Origin of the sequence: Emticicia aquatilis (genome assembly GCF_014644295.1) — a bacterium.
Lineage (GTDB): Bacteria > Bacteroidota > Bacteroidia > Cytophagales > Spirosomataceae > Emticicia > Emticicia aquatilis.
This window is the reverse complement of sequence record NZ_BMKK01000001.1, coordinates 285,465-300,965: the sequence shown is the minus strand read 5'-3', so window position 1 is coordinate 300,965 and position 15,501 is coordinate 285,465. Positions and strand designations below refer to the sequence as shown.

General features: G+C 38.2%; 13 protein-coding genes. 10 read left to right on the top strand and 3 right to left on the bottom strand.

Annotated features, from left to right (window positions below; genetic code table 11):
• The first annotated feature begins 151 nt into the window (after positions 1–151).
• Together IEX65_RS01265 and IEX65_RS01260 are read left to right on the top strand one after the other, a co-directional pair.
• Positions 152–991, top strand: a complete 840-nt coding sequence (locus IEX65_RS01265; RefSeq protein WP_188763832.1) for a hypothetical protein — start codon at positions 152–154, stop codon at positions 989–991.
• Complete coding sequence (locus IEX65_RS01260) at positions 988–2,202, top strand: glycosyltransferase family protein (protein WP_188763830.1); 1,215 nt, start codon at positions 988–990, stop codon at positions 2,200–2,202. Before IEX65_RS01265 ends, IEX65_RS01260 begins: the two co-directional genes overlap by 4 nt.
• A 22-nt stretch (positions 2,203–2,224) precedes the next feature.
• On the opposite strand, the gene IEX65_RS01255 is transcribed toward IEX65_RS01260, so the two are convergent.
• On the bottom strand, positions 2,225–3,538 hold the full coding sequence (locus IEX65_RS01255) for a glycosyltransferase family 4 protein (protein WP_188763828.1): 1,314 nt from the start codon (positions 3,536–3,538) through the stop codon (positions 2,225–2,227).
• 188 nt (positions 3,539–3,726) lie between these two features.
• Between IEX65_RS01255 and IEX65_RS01250 the strand changes: the two genes are divergently transcribed.
• The 3 genes from IEX65_RS01250 to IEX65_RS01240 all read left to right on the top strand — a co-directional run bounded on the left by IEX65_RS01250 (position 3,727) and on the right by IEX65_RS01240 (position 6,119).
• Entirely contained in the window at positions 3,727–4,218 is a 492-nt protein-coding gene (locus IEX65_RS01250; RefSeq protein ID WP_188763826.1) for an RNA polymerase sigma factor, read from the top strand.
• The gene (locus IEX65_RS01245; protein WP_188763824.1) at positions 4,215–4,844 is read left to right on the top strand and encodes a hypothetical protein; all 630 of its coding nucleotides are present in this window, start codon (positions 4,215–4,217) and stop codon (positions 4,842–4,844) included. The genes IEX65_RS01250 and IEX65_RS01245 overlap by 4 nt, the downstream gene beginning before the upstream one ends.
• Positions 4,845–4,910: 66 nt before the next feature.
• Complete coding sequence (locus tag IEX65_RS01240; protein ID WP_188763823.1) at positions 4,911–6,119, top strand: PQQ-dependent sugar dehydrogenase; 1,209 nt, start codon at positions 4,911–4,913, stop codon at positions 6,117–6,119.
• Positions 6,120–6,184: 65 nt separating this feature from the next.
• Here the strand turns inward: IEX65_RS01240 and IEX65_RS01235 are convergent, their stop codons facing one another.
• Positions 6,185–7,678, bottom strand: coding sequence for a lipopolysaccharide biosynthesis protein (locus tag IEX65_RS01235; RefSeq protein ID WP_188763820.1), 1,494 nt, complete (start codon positions 7,676–7,678; stop codon positions 6,185–6,187).
• Positions 7,679–7,832: 154 nt separating this feature from the next.
• Here IEX65_RS01235 and IEX65_RS01230 point away from each other — a divergent pair, with 154 nt between their 5' ends.
• The 4 genes from IEX65_RS01230 to IEX65_RS01215 all read left to right on the top strand — a co-directional run bounded on the left by IEX65_RS01230 (position 7,833) and on the right by IEX65_RS01215 (position 12,802).
• Positions 7,833–8,678, top strand: a complete 846-nt coding sequence (locus IEX65_RS01230) for a class I SAM-dependent methyltransferase (RefSeq protein WP_188763818.1) — start codon at positions 7,833–7,835, stop codon at positions 8,676–8,678.
• Positions 8,679–8,777: 99 nt separating this feature from the next.
• Positions 8,778–9,905, top strand: coding sequence for a dTDP-4-amino-4,6-dideoxygalactose transaminase (rffA, locus tag IEX65_RS01225; protein WP_188764763.1), 1,128 nt, complete (start codon positions 8,778–8,780; stop codon positions 9,903–9,905).
• A 50-nt stretch (positions 9,906–9,955) separates the two neighbouring features.
• Positions 9,956–11,620, top strand: a complete 1,665-nt coding sequence (locus IEX65_RS01220) for a DUF6044 family protein (protein WP_188763816.1) — start codon at positions 9,956–9,958, stop codon at positions 11,618–11,620.
• Between the two features lie 264 nt (positions 11,621–11,884).
• Positions 11,885–12,802, top strand: coding sequence for a bile acid:sodium symporter family protein (locus IEX65_RS01215; RefSeq protein ID WP_188763814.1), 918 nt, complete (start codon positions 11,885–11,887; stop codon positions 12,800–12,802).
• A 120-nt stretch (positions 12,803–12,922) separates the two neighbouring features.
• On the opposite strand, the gene IEX65_RS01210 is transcribed toward IEX65_RS01215, so the two are convergent.
• A complete protein-coding gene (locus tag IEX65_RS01210; RefSeq protein WP_188763812.1) occupies positions 12,923–14,476 on the bottom strand; it encodes a glycoside hydrolase family 10-like protein in 1,554 nt (517 codons plus the stop codon).
• A 199-nt stretch (positions 14,477–14,675) separates the two neighbouring features.
• Between IEX65_RS01210 and IEX65_RS01205 the strand changes: the two genes are divergently transcribed.
• On the top strand, positions 14,676–15,422 hold the full coding sequence (locus IEX65_RS01205; protein ID WP_188763811.1) for a DUF4290 domain-containing protein: 747 nt from the start codon (positions 14,676–14,678) through the stop codon (positions 15,420–15,422).
• The last annotated feature ends 79 nt before the right edge of the window (positions 15,423–15,501 follow it).

Sequence of the window (15,501 nt, the reverse complement as noted above, 5' to 3'; positions counted from 1 at the left end):
AAATTCTACTACGTTTCTTTCGTTATTTATTGAAAAAACATAGAAAAGTTATATTATTTCTTTGCTAAATAAAATCTCGTTTTGCTTTGCTGGCAACTTTTAGTGAATGCGTGTCGTCTTTGTTAGTAGTTTTGGAAATATTTACAGAATGATGAAATCTATATTTATATTTTTGTTTTTGGTAGTAGGTATTTTCGCTGAGTTGAAGGCTCAAGATGATGAAGAATACTATAAACCACCAACCAAACGCTTGGATGTAAGAAATAATGCTTATCCGAACCTCAACCGCAAGGAAATGAGCTTGTATATGGGGCTTGAAGGTGGCTTTAAACTCAACTATGCTTCGCTTAGTAATACGATTGGTAATTTAGTGAACAGCCAAAATAATAACGATTTTGCTTGGGGAGTGTCGGTCGGATATAATCTGGATAATAGATGGGCGGTTGAGACTGGCTATTTGAAGAATCCTGTTTATTTCATTCAGTCGATTGCATCGGGAAGAGGCGTGCCTTTTACTTATCGAATCGGGGCAACTTTACATACAATACCTGTGAGATTTAAGTATAAAGTGGCAAATCTTGATGGGATTACTAAAAGTGCAGCTTTGTACATTGGTGGTGGTGTATTATTGAATACGAATGCTAAAGAAAAACTGATTTATACAAGAACCTTTACGGGGGTATCGGGTAGTCCTGCAAAACGTGATACTATTCGACTTACATCAGATTCTTATATAACAAAGAAAATGACGGCTGCATTTGAAGTGCAGACCGAGTTACAAGGACGAATTGCGAATGGTTTTTATATAAGTCTTTTTGGAAGAATGAATATAGGGCAGAGTGGCGGACTACGCTCTGACGTAGTTTATACGCAAAATTCTAATAAAATTGATGGTGCAACGCAGTCTTTGAGAGGAATAAGTTATAATTTTGGCTTGTTGTTGAGAATTGACCTTGCGAGAGGTTATAAATATCTGAGTAAAGTTGAATGAGCCATAAAGTTATTATAGTTAATCGCCACTATCCTCCAAACCCTGGAATTACGGGAGAATCTGCATGGGATTTGGCTAAATATCTCATCGAAAAACATCAAATCGAAGTACATATCGTAAACATCGAAGGTAACGACGATGGCGGTGGAGCTAAGCGAACTCCTGTGGGCAAACTACATACTTTGCAAACACTTTATGATGGTAAAAGCAAGCTACTGAAACAACTGGCGGGATTTTTGGATGGTTTTATGCTTATCAGAAAGGCGAAGAGTATCGACAAGAATGCTGCTATTATTGTAATGACGAGTCCACCATTGTTACCATTTTGGGCTTCGATGTTATTAGGGAGCAGGACGCCGCCCGGCGGGACGCCACCCAAACGAAAGTGGGCGTTGTGGTCAATGGATTTATTTCCCGAAGCCTTCGTAGCGATTGGCATGATTGCCGAGAAAAGTGCTGTTTATCAGTGGTTTTTAAAGAAAACATATAAAAATGCTCCTAATAAATTAATTGCTCTGGGACGAAAGCAAGCGGAGGTTTTGGGAGAAAAGTATATTGATAAGTCAACAGTCCACGGTTTACAGTCCACAAATAAATTAGATACAACCATTCTTCCTTGTGGTGTTATTTTTCATCAGACTTATGAAAGTCAGTTACCTGTTTGGCGAAAAGAAAATGATAATAAAATCTATTTTGGTTATTGTGGTAATTTGAATGATGCACACAATGGGCAGTTTTTGATAGAGTTTATCAAGGCTTTTAACCCCGAAAAGCATCATTTAGTTTTGGCTCTTTACGGCAAAAAAGCTCAAAAAGTGCTTGAATTTGCTAAAAACTATGAAGGAATAAGTACTTTGCCGAATGTACCAAGAAGCCAACTCAATTTTTTAGATGTACATTTGGTGAGTTTATTGACAAAATACACGCATCTGATGATTCCGTCGAAAGCGGTCAGTGCGGTGGCGGCTGGTGGAGCGATTTTGTTTTGTGGTAGTCAAGAAAGCGATAATTGGGATATGCTACAAGAGGCCGCTTGGCTGATTCGTGAAGATGCCGATTTGAGTGAACAGATTAAAGAATATTTAGGCAATTTGACAACCGAAGATTTAGCCATTAAAAAGCAAAATGCACAGAGGTTAAACGCTGATTTACAACAGAACGTGCTGAAAGCCTACGAAGAAATTGCTGATTTTGTAGCACAAGTTTCCTAACTTGTGCTTTGGGCGAAACAAGTTAGGAAACTTGTGCTACAAGATTTCGATAAACCCCTAAATACTGCTCAATCACCACTTTTTCAGAATAATTATCCAATACCTTTTGGCGAGCATTTTTTGATAATTCTTCGTAATTTGCCTCAAATAAAACCCATTGCATACCTTCGGCCAAACTCTCAGCCGATTTGTATTTTGCTAAGAAACCTGTATTTGGGTATTCAATCATTTCAGGAATTCCTCCAACTTCAAAACCTACGGCTGGTGTGCCACAAGCCATTGCTTCCATGATGGTATTGGGTAGGTTTTCTTGAATCGAAGATGTAACAAAAACATCGGCAGCTGAGTAAATAGAAACTATTTGATTGACATCCGAAATCCTGCCTAAAGCGTGAGCTTTAAATGGTAGTTTTTGAATTGTTTCTGCATCACTTTCGCCCAAAACTACTAATTCAATATCTTGATTATGAGAATATTGTGTTTTTAAAATCTCCAAAGATTCTTGAAAATAGCTAAATCCCTTCCAAATAACCGAAACCTTTGCCGCTACAAAAAGTATGAGTTTTTTATCAATCGGCAGCCCCAGTTTTGCTCTTGCCTCTACCTTATTTTGTGGCGAAAAGAGATTTGTGTCCAAAGGGTTTGGAATTGCTTTTACCGTAAAATCTTTAAATAAACTACTTTTTTTCGCCCTATTACTCAGCCATTGGCTACATCCTACTATTGCAGTGCCGTTCCCTGAGCGTAGTTCAATGTTGTTCCCTGAGCGAAGCCGAAGGGCGAAAATTGCACTTTTCCATTGCCAAATCCTATTCGATAAATCAGTTGGATATGGATTTTTGAGATATTGCACACAATTTCCACAAGTATCTTGAAAGTTTTCGCAGTCTCCACTGTGGTGGCAGCCGCCCGTAAAAGCCCACATATCGTGCAGTGTCCAGACGATAGGTTTGTTGAGTGCAAAAAGTTTTTCGAGCGATTTTAATGATAAAAAACCAAAATTTATCCAATGCAAATGAATGATGTCAGCCTCTTGCACGAGCGGATGCTCAGAAATATCAATACCCGAATTGGCTGGCGAAAAAGCAAATCTGATTTCTTTGTTTTTTTCTTGAAATTTGAAAAATAAACGCTCTTGTACGAATCGTGCGAATGCCAGTTTTTTTTGTAGCCAAGTTTCGGTAATCGCTTTTACGTTTGGGTTATCTCGCTTTTTTTCTTGCACCAACATTGTTGCTTCTATGCCTTCGGTCTGATTGAGTGTTTTGAGTAATCGCAAGCAAGCAATGGCGGCCCCGCCCATGGCATCGTCGGTATTGATAAGTAGAATTTTCAAACGAAAAGAAATTGATTGATAAATTGAATGCGAATTACGTGATTTTTTACGAAAAACCACCAAGGTCTTTTACACGACTGGATGGTTTTATTTGTATAAATTGTGCATTTCTTGAAAAAAGTTGTGGCGTAATTGTAAGTTTTGCATCGACTTGACGACTAATTGTTCAAACGAATCTAAAAATCAATATGGAAAAAGACTTTGTCGAAATGCTCAATACTCATCGGGGAATCATCTTTAAGGTGTGTAATCTATATTGCCACGATGAAGAAGCGAAGAAAGACCTTTTTCAAGAAATAGTTTTACAGCTATGGAAAGCGTATCCGAGTTTCAGAAACGAGTCTTTGAATACTTCATGGATGTATCGAGTTGGACTAAATACGGCTATTTCTAATTTGCGAAAAGAGACTAAAAAGCCTGATAAAAAGGCAATTACGGCAGAAGAATTCCAGATTCCGGATATGAGTTTTGATACCGATGAAGAAGAAAAATTGGGCATGCTCAAGTTGGCAATCGAAAAGCTTTCGGAAGTAGAAAAGGCCATAATTATGCTTTATTTGGAAGAAAAAACTTACGATGAAATAGCCGAGATTATCGGTATTTCTAACTCAAATGTGGGCGTAAGATTAAATAGAATTAAACAAAAATTAGAAAAAATCATAAAATCAAATACACTATGAACTTAGAAGAACTAAAATCAGCTTGGCAAGTTTATGACCGCAAACTTCAAGCATCGCAGGCAATCAACGAAAAACTAATTTTTAGTATGATTAGAGAGCGGTCGAATTCGAGAGTTTCACGCATCAAAAGAGAAAACATTTTATTAATGTTGCTGATGTTTTTGGAGTTCTTTTTCTTAGTGGCGGTTTTCGCAGGAAATCCTTTTGATTTTAAGTTTTTGTGGCAATATGTGCCTTTTTTGTTTATTTTAATTGGAAATCTGATGGCTATCGGTGTGCTTTTTAGAGCTTATAAAATGCTGAAAATTGATATTACAGATGCCAATTTAAGGTCGTTCTTGAAAAATCTGATAGTCACATTTGAGAGCAACAAAAAAGCCGAAGGTTGGTTTGGAGCAATTATGTTTGTGTCGGGATGTTTGACAATTTTCTCATTTTTGCCCCATAAACTGGCAACCAAAAGTCTATCAATGGCAATAGTTGATACATTGATTCCGTTGGCTATTTCGGTAGCTATTTACTTAATAGCTTATAAAATGGGGGCTTTTAATAATCAAAAAGAGATTGAATTTAAAAAAGATTTGAGCGAATTGGAGAAATTACAGCAAGAATTGCAAGACAATTAATTCAATGAAAGCCTTAAAACTTACAAGCGTTTTTTTTCGTTATATACTCATAAACCATGTATTCTAATGAAAAAAACGTTTGTTATTATCGGCTTTTGCGGTTTCACTTCTTTGCTGGCTTTTAGGTGTAGAGAAGCCGAAGATGCTCCTACAACTACAACCACAACGCCAACCACACCTACAACAGTGGTAGTCACTCCTCCAACAACCGTTTCGTATCAGGCAGTTGAGGCTTTTCCGAAATTATCTTTCAATTCGCCCGTTGATTTTACCCACGCCAATGATGGCACTAATCGTGTATTTGTGGTTGAACAAAGAGGTGTAATTCAGGCTTTTGAAAATAGCACTACCACTGAAACTAAATCGGTATTTTTGGATATTACCAGCCGAGTTGCTTCGGGTGGCGAAATGGGGTTGTTAGGCGTCACATTTCACCCTGATTTTAAAAATAATGGATTTTTCTTTGTGAATTATACCCGAAATTCTCCTCGTCGTCAGAGTGTAATTGCAAGATTTAAGGCTAATGGTCAGACTGCCGACCCAAGCAGCGAAACTATCTTGTTTACTTTCGACCAACCCTATACCAACCACAACGGTGGCCAATTGGCTTTTGGAGCAGATGGTTATTTATACATAGCTACGGGCGATGGTGGAAGTGGCGGGGACCCAGAGAATTATGCTCAGAATCGAGCCAGTTTATTGGGAAAAATGCTACGAATTGATGTAAACTCGACTGAGAAAGGAAATTATGGTATTCCGAAAGATAATCCTTATGTAGCTAATACACAGGGTTTTAGAGAAGAAATTTATGCTTATGGACTGAGAAATCCGTGGCGTTTTAGTTTTGATTCTGTCACAAAAGATTTATGGACTGGCGATGTTGGCCAAAATAAAATAGAAGAAATTGACATCATAACAAAAGGCGGCAACTATGGTTGGAAAGTGAAAGAGGGAAGTTCGTGCTATTCGGGAGATTGCTCGCAGACCAATTTAATTGCTCCGGTTTGGGAATATCAGCAAGGCAATGACGGCCGTTCAGTAACAGGTGGAATTGTGTATAGAGGTAAAAAATATACTGATTTAGTAGGAAAGTATTTCTGTGGAGACTACGTAAGCGGAAAAATTTGGGCTTTGACTTACGATGGCAAAACCGTGACAAAATCTGATGAAATTACGACTGTAATTGCCGTTTCAGCCTTCGGGCAAGATGCCAACGGCGAGATTTATATACTCAATTATAGTAATGGAAAAGTTTATACGCTGGCTAAGAAATAGTAGTTTTTTATGAATTAATCGTGGCAAATCTTAATGATATGCCACGATTTTTTATTGATATTTTATCAGAAAAACTTAGTCACTTTCAACCATAAATTCTTCATTGCACCGTTCAATTCGGGCGAAATATTGCTCCAATAAATAATTACTCCATACAATACCGTAAGAGCCGCCGAACGATAGCCCATATCTACGATTGACATCATTTTATTGCCTCCCAATTCGGGTAAAAATCTGATAATCAACCAAGAAACTGAGGCCACAACAATAACTTTTACCAAATCAAAAGTAAAAGGTTGCATGCCGAGTTTAATCAAAACTACTAAATAACGAGCCAAATTATAATAAACCGTAGCGATGGCCAGTGCAAATGCTGCACCATTCATGCCGTAGATGGGTATCAGAAAATAGTTGAGAGCAACTGTTATGAAAATCAGCCCAACCATTATATAAGTATCGTAGATGTAGTGTTTCGAAAGAGCCAAAATCGTTCCGTTCAGTCCCGTTGCCAAGTCGAAGAGTTTTCCCAGACAGATAATAATCACCACCATTTTTCCAGCGGAATATTCAGGCTTTAGGAAAAGAAAAAGGTTATCAATATTGAGATAAATGCCGAGGAAAATCCAACAACCGACAATCAAAGCGGTGGTGCAACTTTTCTTGTAAATGGTAGCTATATTAGACAAGTCACTGTTGGCAAACGAATCAGCAATCAAAGGTTGAGCCGCTTTATTTACTGCCAAAAGCGACATCCCCATTACGCTACCAAAAAATGAAGCGGTGTTGTAGATACCTGTTTCAGAAAAAGTAGTAATTCCTGCCAGCATAATTTTATCGATATATAAAATCACCATTGATGAAAAGCCTGTCAGAATCGTTAAGAAACTATAAAAACCAAACTCCTTGCTAAAAGCGGGCGTCATTACTGAAAAATTAGGTTTTAACGAAAAGCCTTCGAGTTTACTCGCTTTCCAGAGCATGGGTACCACATAAAACGATACCGCAAATACCCATACATACATAAATTGCTGAAAATCAACTATTTGAAATATGAAGAATAATATCGCAACTAACTGAAGCAATCGCTGTAGAAACTGAGCCAAGAAAGTCCCAGTTACGGTATCGTAGAGGTTTTTTGCGTAATTATCAAGCAGATTGAATAAGAGCGTGGCCAATGTAAGCGGCAACAAAAAATAGAAATTATCGGCAAAAAGCGTAGAGTTTTCTTCATTTTTAATGATACTTTCTTTCAATAATATAAGACCGAGAGTTGTGATGATAAAACCGAACATTCCCACGGAAAGTCCTAAGAATAGATAACCATTATGGCCGTTTTTTGCATTTCTGAAATGTGGAAAAAAACGACTTCCTGCTGCATTAAATCCCAATGATGAAAGTTGTACCAAAACGTACATATAGGAAAGCAAAACGGCTAAAAGTCCATTTTGGGCGGGTTCAAGATAATTACCAATTAAGAAAAACTGTGTGACGAATCCAACCAACACACCTCCATAAGAGAAAATTGTACCAAGAAAAGCCTGTTTTTTTATGACATTCATGAATTGTACAACAACTTTCCAAGTTGTTCCTTTGAGTGAAAATATATACCAAGTAAAATCGGTTTTAAACCTAAATCAAAATAATTGGCTTACAATTTGCAAAGTTAATCATCAAAATAGACAATATTTGCAGTAAAATTGAATTGTTTAAATAATGGCCGTTTCGGAAGAAATAAAAACCGCACCATTGGTGCTTGATAAAAATGATATTTGGCGTGCTTCTCACGCTGAAAAAATGTCCTATCCCGAAGAGGGAAACAACTATTGTTTTGCGGTTGAAGACAATAGTTTTTGGTTTAAACACCGAAACGATGTGATTCTGACGCTTACGCAACGCTTTAAATTTGCCAAAAACTTTGCCGATGTGGGCGGAGGAAATGGTTTTCAAGTTAAATTTTTGTCGGAAAAGTATCCCGAAAAACAAATATTTTTAATCGAACCAGGTTATGCAGGTTGTTTGAACGCCAAAAAACGAGGCGTAAAAGAAGCCTACAACATATTTTTTCAAGAGTTTCCGTTTGCCGAAAAGCAAATTAATGCGGTCGGACTCTTTGATGTGATTGAGCATATCGAAAACGATAAGGCATTTTTAACCTCACTTGCTCAGTATTTGCCTTCGGGGTCACACATTTACATTACCGTGCCTGCTCATCAGTGGCTTTGGTCAGAAGTTGATGACGAAAGCGGACATTATCGACGTTATAACCTCGAAATGTTTGATAAACTCGCCAAAGATTGCGGGCTTGAATATACTTATGGTAGCTATATTTTCTCGTATTTGCCGCCAATAATGGGCGTTTTGCGTGCGATTCCGTTTCGTCTCGCCAAACTTTTTGGCAAAACTCGCAAAAATACCCTCGATGCCGAGTTTGACAATCATACGCCATCAAAACTTGCTACTGCGATTTTCGATAAGATTCATAGTTGGGAATTAGCTCAACTGCGAAAGTCAAAAATGTCGTTCGGAGCAAGTTGTGCGGTGGTTCTAACTAAAAGATAATTTTGAGGCGGTTCGCCGCCCGTTCAGAATGAGTGAATGATAGAAAATGAAAAACCATTCACTCATTCACTCATTCACTCATTCAACATTCATTTTCTCGTGATTCCTTTCAACAAACCATACCTTTCGGGCAACGAGCTACAATACATCGGAGAGGCCGTGCAATCGGGCAAAATCTCTGGGAATGGTGTTTTTACTAAAAAATGCCAGCATTTTTTTGAAGAAAAATACGGTTTTCGTCGCTGCCTGCTCACGACTTCGTGTACGGATGCCCTCGAAATGGCCGCCATTTTGTGTGATATTCAAGCGGGTGACGAGGTAATTGTACCATCTTATACTTTTGTTTCTACGGCCAATGCTTTTGTGTTGCGTGGAGCAAAAATTGTATTTGCCGATAGCTCTACCGAAAACCCAAACCTCGATGCTGATAAACTTTCGGCCTTAATTACGCCTAAAACCAAAGCAATTGTGGTGGTGCATTATGCAGGAATTGCTTGCGATATGGACAAAATAATGGCAATTGCCGAAGCCAATAATTTATTTGTAATAGAAGATGCCGCCCAAGCCGTTGACTCATTCTATAATGGTCGTCCGTTGGGAAGTATCGGACATTTGTCGGCTTTTAGTTTTCATGAAACCAAAAATATTATTTCAGGCGAAGGCGGAATGTTGGTTATCAACGATGAACGTTTCGAGAAACGTGCCGAAATTATTTGGGAGAAAGGAACCAATCGTTCGGCATTTTGGCGTGGTGAAGTCGATAAATATAATTGGGTAGATATTGGTTCATCGTTTTTGCCTTCGGAAGTGGTGGCTGCGTATTTATTTGCACAACTCGAAAATCTTGAAAAAATACAAGCAAGACGCAAACAGATTTGGGCGAAATATTATAACGATTTCTCTTTTTTAGAGCAATCAGGTAAGTTAAAACTGCCAATAGTGCCAAGCTACGCCACTAATAATGCCCACATGTTTTACTTGCTCACCGATTCGATTGAGCAACGTGATGCCTTGATTGGTTTCTTGAAAAAAAACAAAATCTATGCTGTTTTTCATTATATTTCGTTACATAGTAGTCCATTTTATAAAGAAAAAGCGGGTGATGTTTCGCTGCCCATAAGTGATTATTACTCTGATTGTTTGGTGCGTTTGCCTTTATTTTACGAACTAACCGAAGTAGAACAACAATTGATTATTGATAAAATTATTGAGTTTTATAATTCGTAAGTTATGACAAGTATTGATAAGCCTTTATCAATGCCATTAATTTCTATTACATGCCTCTTTTTTTGAATAAATCATTTATTATCAGTTTTTTATCATTGCTGCTTTTCTTCGGCTTTATTGTGTTTTTGGGCGAAGATGCGTCAATCAGAGTGCATGATAATCTGGAAGCAAACATTGCTTGGTATAAATCATTGGCCGACCAGCACCTACTTTTGGCGAGTTCGTACACACCCAACGAAACCGTGATGCAAGCTCCACGCATTGCGTTTGGCTCCGAGTGGAGTTTGATAGCGTGGTTGTTTGTGTGGTTTAAGCCAATTGTTGCCTATAATATCAATGTGATTTTGATGAGTTTGGTGGCTTTTTTTGGTACCTATTTGTTTACAAAAGATACCCTCAAACTTTCGCCCAAAATTGCTCCTTTCATAGCTTTAGGATTTGCTTTATTACCTTTTTGGTTTTCTGGTGGACTGAGTTCGGCTGGGCAGCCATTGTTATTTTGGAGTTTTGATAGAATCTTAAAAAAACACAATTCTGTTATTGATTGGATTATCTTTTTATTATTCCCTTTTTACTCTTCATTGATTCTATCGGGGTTATTTATGATGGTTTTGATGGTGGGTTATTTAGGAGTAAATTTTCTTAAAAAGGAACGAAAAATAGCCTATGGTACGGGAGTTTTATCTTTAATAATTCTTACAATTGGCTACATTTTAGTAGATTATCGTTTGTTTTTAGATATTCTTAAAATCGGAACACCCGCTGGGTTTACTCCGCATCGAGTCGAGTTTGTGCAGGGAAATACGTTTGCTGAAAGCATAAAAGCTGCCAAAAACTCCTTCTTAGGTGGGCAAAATCACTTCCCTTCTTTTCATACTTATTTGATTCTACCGCTCGTATTTTTCTATTTGATATATGGTTTTTTCAAACAAAAGAAACTTGTCACAGTAGTTTTTTGTCTCGTCATTCTTGGAATTATTGCAATAATAGACGGCTTTTGGAATTTCACAGGGTTTGAATCACTAAAAGATAAATTGCCAATTTTAAAAGCCATTCAACTCGACCGCTTTTACTCACTTTACCCGAATCTTTGGTTTGGTGTTTTTGTGTTGATAATCAGAGAATTACCAATAAAAATAGCCATAATTTTAGCCAGTATTCAGGTTATGATTGTGTTATTTTCGAATCAATTAGTTGGTGATTACATCAAGAAAACCATTCATGGAAGAGACTACGTTTCTTACCGAGAATTTTATGCCGAAGACCTTTTCTCGAAAGTAAAAACGGTATTGAAGGAAGACGAAAATCCGAATAAACGAGTCGGAATGGTGGGGCTTCACCCTGCGGTTGCACAGTACAACCAAATTCCAACGATTGATGGTTATGTGGTGCTTTATTCGTTGGCCTATAAACATCAAATTCAAGCAATTATTCAGCCCGAATTGAATCAAAATAAATTCATAAAAAACTATTTTGAGCAGTGGGGGAGTAGATGCTATTTATTTGATAATGAAGCTGTTATTGCGGGTGATGGTATTCTGAAAAAACAAAAATGCTGTACTGAAAGCTTAGATTATGACTTCGATAAATTGAAGCAATTAAAGTGCGGTTATATTTTATCAGCTGTTGAAGTGAGGCATCCGTCAGAGCATTTGAAACTGCTTTCAAAAGTAGAAGATGCCAACTGGCGAGTGTGGATTTATAAGATTATTTAGTTCACTGTCGATAGTCCACAGTTTTTAAACTTAAATTTCTTTGACTTTTCGTTGATTTGTATGAGAAGAGCGACGGCATCGCTCGAAGCGATGCCGTCGCTGGGCTTTGTCAATTTAATTTCGAATGAATCAATGAAGAAACATTCCTTTAGTCTCATTACATAGATAAATTTATCTTTGCAATAAATTGATATTCAAAATTTTAATTCACTGTTGACCGTCGTCTATCGACCGTGGACTATTTCTTCAACCCTATAAAGTTTCATGAAAAATTATACTTACACGCTTTGTATCGTCGTAGCGGCTACTGTTGCTTATTTCTTTCCCCAATATTTTACCGAAATCAATGGTTTTCAGTTAAAAGAGTTAATCATTCCGCTGTTGCAAATTATCATGTTTGGTATGGGAACAACCATGACTTACGATGATTTTATGGGTGTAATCAAAATGCCGAAAGCCGTTGTGGTGGGTTTGGTTTGCCAGTTTACGATTATGCCATTTCTGGGCTTTGCTATCGCCAAAAGTTTCAATTTTCCACCTGAAATTGCTGCTGGAGTTATTTTAGTGGGTTGTTCGCCCAGTGGTTTGGCTTCCAATGTGATGTCGTATATTGCTAAAGCCAATGTTGCTTTATCAATCACGATTACTTCGTTTGCTACGCTGCTTGCACCGATTATGACACCTTTTTTGATGAAAATGTTGGGTGGTCAATTCATCGAAATTGATTTTTGGAGCATGACTCTCGATATTTCAAAAATGATAATTGTGCCAGTTGGAATTGGCTTTTTACTCACAAAATTACTGAAAGGAAGAGGCGAGTGGCTGCAAAAAGTGCTACCAATCATCTCAATGGCGGGCATTGCTTTGATTATTGTAATTATTACGGCAGCAGGTCAAAAATCATTACAAACCGTTGGTTTGGCTTTAGTTTTTGCTACGTTTTTGCATAATATCGGTGGTTTTGTTTTGGGTTATTGGGGAGCAAGATTATTCAAATTACCCGAGCAAGATTGCCGAACCGTAGCCATCGAAGTTGGCCTACAAAATGCAGGTTTAGCATCGGGTTTGGCCAAAGCAATGGGAAAACTCGCCACAGTCGGTATCGCTCCAGCACTTTTTGGCCCAATTATGAATACCAACGGCTCACTTTTGGCCAGTTTTTGGAGTACGAGAAAGCCTTAGTTGGGCCTTCGACAGCGTCGGCTGTCCGATTCGCTCAGGCACCAGCTAAGGCTTTACTCTATTTTGGGTATCCAAGTGGGGCATTTTTCGGTGCCTGAGCGAAGCCGAAGGGCCGAAAAATCATTTCAACTTCGCCACATTACTCATGGCACTTTCATTCTGCAAGCGGTCGAGTGCCGTAACAACATAAACATAGTTTTTCTCTTGATTGAGTGTTTTATCAGTGCAACTCAAAATTCCTTCGTTTCTCACAATCTGTAAGATTCTTGCTGGATTTTCGAGGTTTATTTGTTCATTTTCTTCAAAACGATACACCACAAACGCATTTACTTCGTCGCCATCTTTGGGAGGAGTTGCTGGGGCTTCCCAAGTGATAGCTACACCCAAATCAGCAATTTTACGAATCTTTACATTCTGCGGAGCATTTGGTGGAATTTTATCTTTCCACGGCATTGTTGGCATCAAAGCAGGATAGTAATAAAGTTTTTTTAGAGAATCGTTGACCGATAATTCATTATTGATGACCTGCTTAGAACTAAAATACATACTACCCGAAATCTGCGGTTTAGTACGATTGTATCGAATCTGACGAGGAATCTGATTGGCCTTATCCCAACCAATTTCTTTACTACCAGCTTTTACACGATACACGCCGTGTCCGATATAAAGATGGCGACCAAACGAATTCTTTGTCCACCAATCGGTCATGGTTTTGTACGGAACTTTATCAAACTCAAAGCTGAAATAAATCTGTGGCGTGATGTAATCCAGCCAGCCCTCTTTTGCCCATTTGCGGGTATCGGCATATAAATTATCATACGAAGGTTGTCCGCCTTGTGTGGCCGAACCAATTGGGTCAGTTGAAGCATTTCGCCAAACTGCTGATGGGCTTATTCCAAATTTTACTTTTGGTTTTTCTCGTTTAATGGCCTCACTGACATTTTTTACGACCATATCCACATTATAACGTCGCCAATCTTCTATATTTTTGAAGCCATTACTATATTTTCTGAAAGTATCTTCGTCTCGTAGTTTCTGATTTGGCTCGGTGTAGGGATAAAAATAATCGTCGAAATGAATGCCATCAACATCGTAGTTACGTACGATTGTCACGACCACATCCGTTATATAATCACGGACTTCGGGAATGCCCAAATTAAATAATTTATAGCCACCATAAGTCAAAAACCATTCGGGTTTGGTTTTTGTTATGTGTTCGTCCATGATGCTCTTTGATGCCTTATGTACGCCACGATTCATATTGAGCCACGCATGAAACTCCAAACCTCGTTGGTGGGTTTCTTGAATCATAAACACCATTGGGTCGTAGTAGGGTTCGGGAGCTTTGCCTTGTTCGCCCGAAAGCCATTCTGACCACGGTTCTTTGCCACGAGCATAAAAAGCATCGGCTGCGGCACGCACTTGTACCAAAACAGCGTTCATTCCATAGCTTTTTTGCTTATCGAGTATGGTTCTAAATTCTTGTTGTTGGGATTCCGAACTCAGACCTTTTCGGCTTGGCCAGTCAATATTATCGACGGTTGCTATCCAAACTCCACGAAATTCACGTTTTGGACCAGTAGGTTTTGAAACTATTTGTTGGGTTACCTTTTTATTACATCCGCTTAGAAAAGCGTAGATTATCAGACAAAAAGCAGCTTTTTTGAAGTGCATCGAAATACTTTTTTTGAAATTTTGTTCAAAATTAGAGAAAAATTTAACCCAAAGGTTATTTTTTGTTACTTTTGCTTTAAATAGTCCACGGTCAACTGTCCACAGTCCACAAATCAATTAACATTCTTTTTTAGATTAACGACATTTAAACTTAAATCTGTCATAGCTCCTTGAAAGACTATCGACAAAAATATACACTGTGAAAGAATACGGAAGTAATATACAAAAACTAACAGACTACATCGTGAGTCTGCCTGACCGTGAACAACGCACAAAATATGCCCATATTTTGATTGAGTTGATGCGTCAGATTCACCCAAATATGCGTGAGGGAATTGATTATTCTAAAAAACTTTGGGATGACCTTTATATCATTGCCAATTTTGATTTGGATGTTGACAGTCCATTTCCGCCACCACCAAAAGAGATTTTGGGTAAAAAACCAATGACCGTTCCGTACAATCAGCATCAGCTAAAACACCGTTTGTATGGCCGAAATTTAGAATTATTGGTAGTAAAAGCCATGATTACGCAAGATTACGACGAACGCAAGGCTTTTATTTCGTACATGGTACGCTTAATGAAGAGTTTCTTCCAAGTTTGGAACAAAGACACCATCGAAACGGCCGATTGTTTACAACAGATTCTCGAATTATCAGGCTTTAAACTTCAAAAGGAAATCGACGAGCTTCGTCGTGATGGTTTGATGGAATCATCGCCGAGAGATGGCAGCAGCAATCGCCAACGTACACAACAAAATCAGTCGCAGGGCGGAAATAACTACCAGTTTAGAGATAATCGTGGTGGCGACCGTGACAATCGTGACCGTAATCGTGGTAATGACCGTAACGACCGCAACAAAAATTTCGGCAACGGCAATTACAAAAACGACCGTAACGATAGAAACAACAATAATAAAAATAACAATAACCGCAGACCGAGATAAGTGCTGACGCACAATTGAGAATTAAAAATTGAGAATTAAGAATTATTGAAACTAAGGTTTCCTGATTCTATATACTCCT

Excerpts from the sequence above, each read along its gene's own strand:
- IEX65_RS01265 (WP_188763832.1), top strand. The coding sequence starts at position 152 with ATGAAATCTATATTTATATTTTTGTTTTTGGTAGTAGGTATTTTCGCT.
- IEX65_RS01260 (WP_188763830.1), top strand. The coding sequence starts at position 988 with ATGAGCCATAAAGTTATTATAGTTAATCGCCACTATCCTCCAAACCCT.
- IEX65_RS01250 (WP_188763826.1), top strand. The coding sequence starts at position 3,727 with ATGGAAAAAGACTTTGTCGAAATGCTCAATACTCATCGGGGAATCATC.
- IEX65_RS01245 (WP_188763824.1), top strand. The coding sequence starts at position 4,215 with ATGAACTTAGAAGAACTAAAATCAGCTTGGCAAGTTTATGACCGCAAA.
- IEX65_RS01240 (WP_188763823.1), top strand. The coding sequence starts at position 4,911 with ATGAAAAAAACGTTTGTTATTATCGGCTTTTGCGGTTTCACTTCTTTG.
- IEX65_RS01235 (WP_188763820.1), bottom strand. The coding sequence starts at position 7,678 with ATGAATGTCATAAAAAAACAGGCTTTTCTTGGTACAATTTTCTCTTAT.
- IEX65_RS01230 (WP_188763818.1), top strand. The coding sequence starts at position 7,833 with ATGGCCGTTTCGGAAGAAATAAAAACCGCACCATTGGTGCTTGATAAA.
- IEX65_RS01220 (WP_188763816.1), top strand. The coding sequence starts at position 9,956 with ATGCCTCTTTTTTTGAATAAATCATTTATTATCAGTTTTTTATCATTG.
- IEX65_RS01215 (WP_188763814.1), top strand. The coding sequence starts at position 11,885 with ATGAAAAATTATACTTACACGCTTTGTATCGTCGTAGCGGCTACTGTT.
- IEX65_RS01210 (WP_188763812.1), bottom strand. The coding sequence starts at position 14,476 with ATGCACTTCAAAAAAGCTGCTTTTTGTCTGATAATCTACGCTTTTCTA.